At 62.8% G+C, this 9,598-nt stretch carries 10 protein-coding genes, 2 pseudogenes and 1 riboswitch; of the genes and pseudogenes, 5 read left to right on the plus strand and 7 right to left on the minus strand.

The window, feature by feature from the left end; genetic code table 11:
- Window positions 1-224: hypothetical protein (locus tag ACWGS9_RS33235; protein ID WP_454509206.1), on the plus strand; the 224-nt coding region annotated here is incomplete at its 5' end.
- A 372-nt stretch (window positions 225-596) separates the two neighbouring features.
- Here ACWGS9_RS33235 and ACWGS9_RS33240 read toward each other — a convergent pair.
- Window positions 597-779 (minus strand): annotated as a pseudogene (locus ACWGS9_RS33240) (winged helix-turn-helix domain-containing protein); the annotation flags it as partial.
- Window positions 780-854: 75 nt separating this feature from the next.
- On the opposite strand from ACWGS9_RS33240, the gene ACWGS9_RS33245 reads away from it, so the two are divergent.
- The 3 genes and pseudogenes from ACWGS9_RS33245 (at window position 855) to ACWGS9_RS33255 (ending at window position 2,474) form a co-directional block, all read left to right on the plus strand.
- Entirely contained in the window at window positions 855-1,322 is a 468-nt protein-coding gene (locus ACWGS9_RS33245) for a phasin (RefSeq protein WP_454509207.1), read from the plus strand.
- A gap of 382 nt (window positions 1,323-1,704) precedes the next feature.
- Window positions 1,705-1,920 (plus strand): annotated as a pseudogene (locus tag ACWGS9_RS33250) (IS5/IS1182 family transposase); the annotation flags it as partial.
- Between the two features lie 197 nt (window positions 1,921-2,117).
- Entirely contained in the window at window positions 2,118-2,474 is a 357-nt protein-coding gene (locus tag ACWGS9_RS33255) for a Tn3 family transposase (protein WP_454509208.1), read from the plus strand.
- Here ACWGS9_RS33255 and ACWGS9_RS33260 read toward each other — a convergent pair.
- From ACWGS9_RS33260 to thiC, 6 genes are read right to left on the minus strand one after another with little or no spacing between them, the layout of a single operon-like run.
- Window positions 2,389-3,198 carry a hydroxymethylpyrimidine/phosphomethylpyrimidine kinase gene (locus ACWGS9_RS33260; protein WP_454509209.1) on the minus strand — a complete coding sequence of 270 codons (810 nt, stop codon included), beginning with the start codon at window positions 3,196-3,198 and terminating at the stop codon, window positions 2,389-2,391. The genes ACWGS9_RS33255 and ACWGS9_RS33260 overlap by 86 nt on opposite strands.
- A complete protein-coding gene (locus tag ACWGS9_RS33265) occupies window positions 3,189-3,794 on the minus strand; it encodes a thiamine phosphate synthase (protein WP_454509210.1) in 606 nt (201 codons plus the stop codon). Before ACWGS9_RS33265 ends, ACWGS9_RS33260 begins: the two co-directional genes overlap by 10 nt.
- Window positions 3,791-4,564 carry a thiazole synthase gene (locus ACWGS9_RS33270; RefSeq protein WP_454509211.1) on the minus strand — a complete coding sequence of 258 codons (774 nt, stop codon included), beginning with the start codon at window positions 4,562-4,564 and terminating at the stop codon, window positions 3,791-3,793. Before ACWGS9_RS33270 ends, ACWGS9_RS33265 begins: the two co-directional genes overlap by 4 nt.
- 5 nt (window positions 4,565-4,569) lie before the next feature.
- Window positions 4,570-4,767: a sulfur carrier protein ThiS gene (gene thiS / locus ACWGS9_RS33275; protein ID WP_454509212.1), complete on the minus strand. Its 198-nt coding sequence runs from the start codon at window positions 4,765-4,767 to the stop codon at window positions 4,570-4,572.
- Window positions 4,751-5,734 carry an FAD-dependent oxidoreductase gene (locus tag ACWGS9_RS33280; protein WP_454509213.1) on the minus strand — a complete coding sequence of 328 codons (984 nt, stop codon included), beginning with the start codon at window positions 5,732-5,734 and terminating at the stop codon, window positions 4,751-4,753. The genes thiS and ACWGS9_RS33280 overlap by 17 nt, the downstream gene beginning before the upstream one ends.
- A complete protein-coding gene (thiC, locus tag ACWGS9_RS33285) occupies window positions 5,731-7,548 on the minus strand; it encodes a phosphomethylpyrimidine synthase ThiC (protein WP_454509214.1) in 1,818 nt (605 codons plus the stop codon). The genes ACWGS9_RS33280 and thiC overlap by 4 nt, the downstream gene beginning before the upstream one ends.
- A 112-nt stretch (window positions 7,549-7,660) precedes the next feature.
- Window positions 7,661-7,773, minus strand: a riboswitch (TPP riboswitch).
- Between the two features lie 278 nt (window positions 7,774-8,051).
- Here thiC and ACWGS9_RS33290 point away from each other — a divergent pair.
- The gene (locus tag ACWGS9_RS33290) at window positions 8,052-9,461 is read left to right on the plus strand and encodes an NAD-dependent succinate-semialdehyde dehydrogenase (RefSeq protein ID WP_454509215.1); all 1,410 of its coding nucleotides are present in this window, start codon (window positions 8,052-8,054) and stop codon (window positions 9,459-9,461) included.
- Window positions 9,462-9,598 lie beyond the last annotated feature (137 nt).

Raw genomic sequence — 9,598 nt, forward strand, 5'->3', positions numbered from 1 at the left:
CTGAGAACCATCCATACCGCTCTCCATCGAAAATATTGATTGCTCGCAAGTCTGCGCAGACAGGCTCAGATCAAAGTCTCAGCGGCGAATGGATTGCGGGCTCGCACGCCAACGACAAGCTATCGCAACCAGCTGTCGAGAAGCTGACCAGTCAGGAAAAACGCGTCCACAGGTCTCCATTTCAAACACGCCCGCTCGGGCCAAGGTCGAAAGAGCGCGCTTGATCTGGACCGAGCCTTCCATCAAGCTTCGCCGCGCCCGGCGCATGCAGACACCGGTCCACAGATTTATGTCCGCGGCTGCCACGACGGCCACGCGCGCAAGCATCAGATGAGGCTTACGATCGGGGCGCCCCCGCGGAAGAGCTACTCGGTGGCTATCGCCCGCAAGGCCGGCCACGGCAGCCGGGCAGGCAGACAACAGAGTAGCGCGGCAACCCTCCTTGACTGAACCACACACGCTGAGTGATTGGTGAAGTACGTGATAGACCACAAAGGAAGGGCGACCGCCTTAGTCTAGCGCCGTGTCCTCAGTTCCTCAACGTCCACGGCGCTCTCGAAAACGTACCCGGCGCCGCGCTCGGTGCGTATATACTACAGGGTCGAGCTGTGTGGCAGCTTACGGCGAAGGCGCAGGATCAGCACGTCGATGCTGCGGTCATAGACCTCTTGATCATAGACGCTGGTCGCCTTCAGAAGCTGCTCGCGCGAAAGCACCAGGCCTGGGTTCTTGAGGAAGGCCATGAGCAGGTTGAACTCACTGGCAGTGAGCTTGACTTCAAGATCCGTCCCTCGGCGCAGGCGGCTCAGTATGCCGGCCGCGAGGAAAACATCTTCAGGCAGGAGGCTAAGGAAATGTCCAAGAACACCACCGACAAGTCCAGCGAAAACGCCGAAACGATCGAATTTCCGGCAATCGACCCTGGCAAGGCCGCCGATCAATTTCGCGCCGTTGCCGAAAAGAGCGTCCAGCAGTCGAAAGAAGCTCTTGCCAGGTTACAACCCGGTGCTGAAGACGCTCATAAGGCGCTCGAGTCAACCGCCGAAACCGCGAAGTCGGTCGCCAACGAGCTGTCGCTGAAGACGATCGCCGCGCTGCGCGCCAATGCCGAAGCCGTCTTCTCGCACCTCGAGGCCCTGGTCGGTGCGAACTCACCGTCAGAAGTTTTAGAGTTGCAGACTGCCTTCCTCCGCAAGCGCGTCGAAATCGGCCTCGAGCAAGCCAAGGAATTCCAGGAGCTCACTAAAAGTGCGGTGACTGACGTCTGCAAGCCGGTCAAGGACGCCGTCGAGAAGACGCTGAGGCGTCGGAAGGCCGCCTGATTGGTCAGACGACCGAAGATACGCGTAAATCGGCCCATAGAGAGGATCGATAGTTCCCGCTACGCTCATCGAGCGCCGCGGGCTGGGAGACGATGTGAGATCGCGACGCTTGGCCCAAAAACAAGCTGCTCAACACGGACCGGAACTTCCGCTGGAAGAACGGAACCGGCGATGTCCCCTAGCAAAGGCGGCACTCTAGGAAATCCATGATTTCCCTCGGGCGCGACGCGGCTTCTTTCCGATCGGACCGTCATCACTGTGCGCGAGGCGGTGGTGGCGCGCCAGGACCGGGCCGGCGACAAGCACCTTGTCGCCTATGTGGTGTGCGCGCCCGAGGCGGCAGCGCAGAACGAAGATCCAGGCGCGCTGGCCGATGGCTTGCGCGGTCATCGACGGGCGCACCACGCGGCATAGCGGCTATGCTGTCAGTCAGCGTATTCGCAAGCGCCTTGAAGAGGCGTGCGGATGGATCAAGACGGTCGCCGGTCAGCGCCAAACCAAGTTCCGCGGCCGGGGCCGCGTCGGATGGGGCGTCACCTTCGCTGCCTCCGCCTGCACCCTGGTGCGGTTGCCGAAGCTGCTGGCGATGCCGACATGATCGCACCTGCCGGCTGTCAACTGATCGGCCGCTGGCGGATCATCGAAGCTGCCTGTAGGATCGCGGCTATCTCGACCTCGGCGGACCCGCCACGATCACCATGGGGCCGACAATCACGGTGAGATGGCCTTTGGCGCCCTGCAAGTCGGCCTCGATCTCGGTTACGGGCCCTCTTCACATGGGCCAGGCTTCATGAGATGGACGAAGTCACCGGCGACGGCTCCGCAGAATTGCTCGACGACGGCTCGATCGACATCACCTTCGCCTATCACAACGGCGACGAGGCTAGCCTACCGGTAGCAGAACAGCCTAGCGGCCGCGCTACGCGAAATGGCCGCATCGATCGCACTCTGTTCACCTTGCGCTGGTTCGAGGATCCCGAACTCCGCCGCCTCGTCACCGCCGAACTCAACAAGGAGAAGCTAAAAATTCGCTCTCACGGACGGCCGGCGGGTAAACCCACGCCGATTATTGCTCATCCGGAAGAGGAAAACTGTCGAGCAAGCCGATGGGATTGCCGCGTCGACGTCGTTTCGGTCCAGCGAGGGCGTTGAAAACAAAGTGCTTGGCAGCGCGCACGCTTTCTTCCAGCGACCCCCCGAGCGCAAGAGACGCGGCAATGGCGCTGGAGAGCATACAGCCCGTCCCCCGCATCTCGCCAGGCAGGCGCGGCGCCATCAAGCGAAGCGGAAGTCGGTCCGGCTGCAACAGCAGGTCGACTGCCTCCCTGCCGCGCGCATGACCGCCCTTGACGAGGACGGCGGTCGAGACGGATCTCGACAGCTCCTCACCCTGGCGGCAAGCGCATGCCTGGTCGACTGCGATCGCCGATCCGGTCAGCACGGCCAATTCGGGCAAGTTCGGCGTGACAATCCGGCAAAGCGGCATGAGATGACCACGCAGCGCGGCGACAGGATCTTCCATGATCAGCGCCCCGCCGGACGAGGAGGCGAGAACCGGGTCGAGCACCACCGGAATGTCGGGGTGATCCCGCATGACCATCGCGGCTTTTGCGATCGCGCCGTTGGTGCCAAGCATTCCGATCTTGATGGCCTTCACACTGTTGGCGGCGAGGGCGGCCAGCATCTGCGCCACGACAAGATCCGGCGGCATCTGCTCGACATGCTCGACAACCGCGTGCGTCTGCACAGTAACGGCCGTCACGGCAAGGCAACTGCGCAGTCCAAATGCGGAAACGGTCTCGATGTCGCGGGCTATTCCCGCGCCGCCACTCGAATCCGAGCCGGCGACGATGAGCACGTGCGGCGTCATCTCCATTGGGCTGTCGCCGCCAGCCATTCCAGTGCGCGCGCCTCGGGATGCGCGCTGCGGGTGATATCGGTCACGACCGCGGCGCATTGCGCGCCCTGCGCGAAGACACCGGCAATGCGCTCGACCGTAAGCCCGCCGATGGCGACCAGTGGAAGGTCTCCGACGCGCCGCTTCCAGACGGCGATGCGGTCCAGTCCTTGCGGGGCCCATTTCATGGCCTTGAGGATGGTCGGGTAAATCGGGCCAAGGGCGACATAGTCCGGCTCGGCCTGAAGCGCGATTTCCAGTTCGGCGTCGTCGTGGGTGCTGAGGCCGAGTTTCATGCCGGCCTTGCGGATCGCCTTCACATCGGCTTCGGCAAGATCTTCCTGGCCGAGATGGACGAAATCGCAATCCTCCTCGATCGCGAGGCGCCAGTAATCGTTTATGATGAGCTGGCAACCATGGCGGCTGCACACCGCCTTCGAGGCACGGACCTCTCGGCGCAGTGAAGCTTCGTCCTGATCCTTGATGCGCAGTTGCACCAGCTTGACGCCAAGCGGCACCAGTCGTTCGATCCACTCGACGGAATCGACGATGAGGTAGAATGGATCGAGTTTCATGAGAATGCAGCCATGCCGATGACGGGGGTGGAGGGAACGGCCATGTCGCGTGGCTCCAGCAGGCCAGCGCAATAGGCCTCGCGGCCCGCCTCCACCGCCTTGCCGAAGGCCGCGGCCATGGCGACGGGATCGGCTGCCTTGGCTATCGCCGTGTTGAGAAGCACAGCGTCGTAACCGAGCTCCATCACGGTCGCAGCATGCGACGGGCGGCCGATGCCGGCGTCGACAATCAGCGGTATGCCGGGGAAATGGCAATGCAGGCTTCGCAGCGCATCGGGATTTTGCGGCCCGCGCGCGGAGCCGATCGGCGCGCACCAGGGCATCAGCAGCTTGCAGCCGGCATCAAGCAGGCGCTCGGCAACGATAAGGTCGTCGGTCGTGTAGGGGAAGATCTCGAAGCCTTCCGCCGCAAGGATCCTCGCGGCTTCGACCAGCCCGAATACGTCTGGCTGCAGCGTATCTTGGTTGCCGATCACCTCGAGCTTGATCCACTTCGTGCCAAAGACCTCGCGCGCCATCCGTGCCGTGGTGACCGCTTCGTTCACCGAATGGCATCCGCCGGTATTGGGCAGGATGCGAACGCCCAGAGACTGGACCAGCGACCAGAACTGGCCGCCGGTTTTGCCGCCGGAGCCTTCGCGGCGGAGCGACACGGTGACGATCTCGGTGCCCGACGCCTTCACCGCCTCGGCCATGATGGCAGGCGAGGGATAGAGTGCTGTGCCGAGCAGAAGGCGGGATGAGAGTTCTTGTCCGTAGAGCTCGAGCATTGCAATCACCCTCCCTGCATCGGTGAGAGGATTTCGATGCGGTCGCCATCGCTGAGCCGGAAGTGGTAGCGTTCCTGGGCTGGCACGACCTCGCCGTTCAGCGCGGTGGCAAGCCAGCCACCTTCAAAATCAAGTTCGGTGAGAAGCGTGGCAAGCGTCTCGGCCGCAACGTCGTGGTTCTGACCGTTAACGATGAGCTTCAAGGGCGAACTCCTTCGCTGCAGGATTTCCCAGGATGATGTCGGCTGCCTGTCGCGCCATGGCCGGCGCGAGCAGGAAGCCGTGGCGGTAGAGGCCGTTGATGCGAACGTATCCCTGGTGACGCTCGACCCGGGGCAGGTTGTCGGCGAAGGCGGGACGTACGCCGACGCCGGCTTCGACCAGCTCGGCTTCGCCGAAGGCCGGATGCAGCGCATAGGCGGCGCTTAGCAACTCCATGGTCGAACGCGCGGTGATCGGACCTTCGGCATCGCACTCGATCATCGTAGCGCCAACCATGAACAGGTTCTCCCCGCGCGGCACGACATATACCGGGATGCGCGGATGAAGCAGGCGCACGGGCCGGACAAGCGAGATGTCGCCGGTTCGCAACATGAGCATCTCGCCGCGCACGCCGCGCAGTTCCGGTCGTTTGTCGCCGACGCCGGTGCAATCCACCTCGATATCCGAGATTGCGGATACGATGCTGCGGCCGAACTCGAGCGGCACCCCCATGCCGAGCAAGTTGTCTCGAAGTCCAAGCAGAGCCTTGCGCGGGTCGAGATGCGCTTCCCCCTCGAAGATCAGCCCGCGTCCGAACCTACTGGCGAGAGCGGGTTCAAGTGCCGCGATCTCATCGGCGCCGAGCTGCCTGAAGCCGGATGTGCGACGGACGAACCGGTCCAGTTCGCCAACGTCGCGGGCAGGCGCCAGCACCAATGTGCCATTGCGCGAGACATGGTGGGGCAAGGCCGCGTCCCACCAGTCGGCCGCCCCGCGCCCGAGGGTCAGCACCTCCTCTTCGGCGCTCTCGCGCTCACACCAGGGCGCGAGCATCCCGCCGGCCTGCCAAGAGGCATTGCCGGCAATCTCGGAGCGCTTCTCGACTACGGTCACATCGGCGCCGCGTGTCGCCAGCTCGTGGGCGAGCGTCAGCCCGGCAACGCCTGCGCCGCGAATGAGCACCTTCATGTGCTTGTGCTCCCCGCGACGCTGTCGACGGGCATGTAGAGGTCGCCGCCTTCACGGTACTTCGCCGCCATCGCCGCGAGCCCTTCCTTCTGGGCTTCGACACGGATGTCGTGCGAAATCCGCATGGAGCAGAATTTGGGGCCGCACATGGAACAGAAATGCGCCACCTTGTGCGCCTCCTTCGGCAGGGTTTCGTCGTGGAAGGCGCGCGCCGTCTCCGGATCGAGCGAGAGGTTGAACTGGTCTTCCCACCTGAATTCGAAGCGCGCCCGCGACAGCGCGTCGTCCCTGATCTTGGCGGCCGGGTGGCCCTTGGCCAGATCGGCGGCGTGAGCGGCGATCTTGTAGGTAATGACGCCGGTCTTGACGTCGTCGCGGTCCGGCAGCCCGAGATGCTCCTTCGGCGTGACGTAGCAGAGCATTGCCGTTCCGAACCAGCCGATCATCGCCGCGCCGATGCCTGATGTGATGTGGTCGTAGCCCGGCGCGATGTCGGTGGTGAGCGGCCCCAGCGTGTAGAACGGTGCCTCGCCACAGACCGCAAGCTGCTTGTCCATATTTTCCTTGATCTTGTGCATCGGCACATGGCCGGGGCCCTCGATCATCACCTGGCAGTCCTTGGCCCAGGCGATCTTGGTGAGTTCCCCCAAGGTTTCGAGCTCGGCGAACTGGGCAGCGTCGTTGGCATCGGCGATCGAGCCGGGGCGAAGGCCGTCGCCGAGCGAGAACGTCACGTCATAGGCTCTGGCCATGTCGCAGATCTCCTCGAAATGCTCGTAGAGGAAGCTCTCCTTGTGGTGATGCAGGCACCACTTGGCCATGATCGAGCCGCCGCGCGAGACGATGCCGGTGACGCGGTCGACGGTGAGCGGGATGTAGGGCAGGCGCACGCCGGCATGGATCGTGAAATAGTCCACGCCCTGCTCGGCCTGTTCGATCAGCGTATCGCGATAGACCTCCCAGGTCAGATCCTCGGCGATGCCGCCGACCTTCTCCAGCGCCTGATAGATCGGCACCGTGCCGATCGGCACCGGCGCGTTGCGCACGATCCAGTCGCGGATGTTGTGGATGTTGCGCCCGGTGGATAGGTCCATCACGGTATCGGCGCCCCAGCGGATCGCCCACACCATCTTCTCGACCTCTTCGGCCATCGACGAGGTGACGGCGGAGTTGCCGATATTGGCGTTGATCTTGACCAGGAAATTGCGGCCGATGATCATCGGCTCGCTCTCGGGATGGTTGATGTTGGAGGGAATGACGGCCCGGCCGCGCGCCACCTCGTCGCGCACGAATTCCGGGGTGACGAAATCCGGGATCGCGGCGCCGAAGCTCTCACCGTCCCGGAGAAGAGCTGAACGCAACTGCTCGCGGCCGAGGTTTTCGCGGATGGCGACGAACTCCATTTCCTGCGTGATGATGCCGGCGCGCGCATAGGCGAGCTGGGTGACGGCGCGGCCTCCGGTGGCACGCAATGGCCGGTTGCGCAGCGGGAATTCTGGCGTCAGGCGCTCGGCGGAGACGAAGCCATTGTCTTCGGGCCTGACAATGCGGCCCTCGTAGCGTTCGACGTCGCCGCGTGCCTCGATCCATGTCTCGCGCAACCTCGGCAAGCCACGCTCAATCGCGGTTTCCACCGCGGCGTCAGTATAGGGACCTGACGAATCGTAGACCGTGACAGGCGGCTCGCCGGCGCTCGGGTGGACCGAGATCTCGCGCATCGGCACCCGCAGTTGCGGGTGAAGCTGGCCAGGCTTGTGGACTTTCTTCGAAGAGGGCAATTCGCCGACGGTGACGGTCGGGGTTGGGGCATTCATGAGTGAGCCTCCTTGCTCGAGTGCAACGGAGACCCAGTTCACGCGATGAGAAGGAAGTGACGCTTCGCGCAGGATGCGGGGATTCCCCGAATGCCGAAGCCGGATTGCCGACCCGCGAAACCTCGCACCGTCCCTACGCCAGTATGAACTGGATCAGGTTCAACGGGTCACTGCGCGCTATCAGCAGTATCTCAGCCCCTTGCCGGGACTCCCCTGGTGAGGTTCCTAGGTTGGACGAATTAGGGGAAGGCTGTCAACTCTTGAGGCGGCAGGTGAGTCCTGTTTCGACAATCGGCTGCCGGCCAGGGATCTATTGTCGCCCAGGTTCGACAAAATTGGTGACGCTGGGATAAATGCCGAGTGTCACGCTGCAGCTACGCTGCTTTTCGCGATGTTCCTAAAACAAGACGTCGCCTTACCCAAGGAGCTTTTCTGTGCCGGGCATAAACAATTCGCTGCTTCGCCATCTCAAACAACCGGACCTATTCGCCGCACTCGATCGCCTGGCATCCTGCGGCGACCAAGGGGGTCCAAGCCTGTTCCAGGTGTTCAATCCCTCGACCGGCGAATTGCTCGCTGAGCTTCCCGATATGGACGTCGAGCAAACCAAAGCTGCGATCGACAGGGCCCATGTTGCGCAAGCCAAATGGGCAGCTCTGACGGCCCGGGATCGTAGCGACACATTGTGGCGCTGGCACCAGCTGATCCTTGATCACACCGATGACCTGGCTGCAATCCTGACCGCCGAAATGGGTAAGCCGCTGCCCGAGGCAATATCGGAAGTCTCACATGCCGCCGCTTACTTGCAATGGTACGCGGAAGAAGCCAATCGCATCTACGGCGAGACGATTTCCGCTCCTTCGACGGATCGGCGCATGCTGGTCATCAAGCAGCCTATCGGCGTCGTTGGCACTATCACGCCCTGGAACTTTCCTGCTTCGATGGTGGCCCGCAAGATTTCACCGGCGCTCGCAGCCGGCTGCGCGATCGTCTTGAAACCGGCTGAGCAAACTCCCCTCGTCGCCGGCGCGATGTGCGCGCTGGCGGCGCAGGCAGGTTTTCCAGATGGCGTCGTGAATTTGATCTATGCCTCGGAAGGTGCAGTGGTCGGGCGTGAGCTCTGCGCCAATCCAAAAGTGCGCAAGATCAGTTTCACGGGCTCGACCGAAGTCGGGCGGCTGCTGATGCGCCAGTGCTCGGATCAGGTCAAGAAAGTCAGCCTCGAACTCGGCGGGAACGCGCCGTTCATCGTCTTCGACGATGCCGATGTCGATGCTGCCGTCGACGGTGCGATCCAGGCAAAGTTTCGAAATGCCGGGCAGACCTGCGTTTCCGCCAACCGGCTCTATGTGCAATCCGGCGTGCACGACGAATTCGCCAAGAAATTTACGGCGCGGGTTCGCTCGCTCTCGGTTGGCGATGGCTTCGAAGCGGGTATCGCCATCGGACCGTTGATCGACGCACGGGCGCTCGTCAAGATCGAGGCTCATATTGCCGATGCGATCCAGAAAGGCGGGGCGATCTGCTGCGGCGGAAGGAGGGTAGGTCACAGCGGCACCTTTTTCGAGCCGACGGTTCTGACGGACATCACCAGTGAAATGTTGCTCGCGCAGGAAGAGACTTTTGGGCCGCTCGCGCCGATCATCCGTTTTGAGGATCCCGAACAGGTCGTGCGCGAAGCCAATGATACGATCTACGGGCTCGCCGCCTATTTCTATGCCTCCAATCTCAAGCGCGTCTGGCATGTGGCCGAGGCGCTCGAATATGGCATGATTGGCATCAACACCGGCCGGATGTCATCCGAGGCCGCTCCCTTTGGTGGCATGAAGCAATCAGGGATTGGTCGCGAAGGCTCGCGACACGGCTTGGAGGAATATCTCGAGATGAAGTACCTCTGTATGGGTGGGATCTAGCTCCAAGGCATTCTGCACCAGACAATTTGGGCATTGGCCAAAGTTAAACGCCAACCACCGGTGCTCCGCCGACAAGACCTGCGCCGGCCGCCGCCAGCAGCAGTTTCTCACCCGGCCGAAGAGGGTTGGCGCTGTGA

The organism is Mesorhizobium sp. Arg314, assembly GCF_053714275.1.

Coding starts and splice junctions, on each gene's coding strand:
- ACWGS9_RS33245 (WP_454509207.1), top strand. CDS start 855: ATGTCCAAGAACACCACCGACAAGTCCAGCGAAAACGCCGAAACGATC.
- ACWGS9_RS33255 (WP_454509208.1), top strand. CDS start 2,118: ATGGACGAAGTCACCGGCGACGGCTCCGCAGAATTGCTCGACGACGGC.
- ACWGS9_RS33260 (WP_454509209.1), bottom strand. CDS start 3,198: ATGGAGATGACGCCGCACGTGCTCATCGTCGCCGGCTCGGATTCGAGT.
- ACWGS9_RS33265 (WP_454509210.1), bottom strand. CDS start 3,794: ATGAAACTCGATCCATTCTACCTCATCGTCGATTCCGTCGAGTGGATC.
- ACWGS9_RS33270 (WP_454509211.1), bottom strand. CDS start 4,564: ATGCTCGAGCTCTACGGACAAGAACTCTCATCCCGCCTTCTGCTCGGC.
- ACWGS9_RS33280 (WP_454509213.1), bottom strand. CDS start 5,734: ATGAAGGTGCTCATTCGCGGCGCAGGCGTTGCCGGGCTGACGCTCGCC.
- thiC (WP_454509214.1), bottom strand. CDS start 7,548: ATGAATGCCCCAACCCCGACCGTCACCGTCGGCGAATTGCCCTCTTCG.